Here is a 292-nt window from a genome sequence, read left to right on the forward strand (position 1 = left end):
AGTCCGTCACCTCCGCGAACCCGAGGTCGGTGAGCGCCTCCGACGCGCCGCGCATCGTCGGGAGATCGGAGTCGCTCCCCATCACGATGCCGACGTCCGGCGTCCGCTCGCGCTCGCGTTCCGCCTCCGCTCGGAAGTCGGCGCACAGTTCGTCCACCGCGTCACGCGCGTCGTCGTCGGGATTAGTAGCACTCATGGGTAATCACTCGAAGTTGAGGGCGTTACGCGCTTCGTTCGCGCGCTCGCTCGCCTCACCGACGTCGTCCCCGAGCGCGGTGACGTGCCCCATCTT

1 protein-coding gene is annotated in these 292 nt (G+C 68.2%); it reads right to left on the reverse strand.

The annotated features are described in order from the left end of the window. Positions 1 to 196, reverse strand: a 196-nt coding sequence (locus tag HKX41_11085; GenBank protein ID NNC24675.1) for a 5-(carboxyamino)imidazole ribonucleotide mutase, incomplete at its 3' end; no start/stop codon positions are given. Between the last annotated feature and the right edge of the window lie 96 nt (positions 197 to 292).

Source organism: Salifodinibacter halophilus (genome assembly GCA_012999515.1).
GTDB classification, from domain to species: domain Bacteria; phylum Pseudomonadota; class Gammaproteobacteria; order Nevskiales; family Salinisphaeraceae; genus Salifodinibacter; species Salifodinibacter halophilus.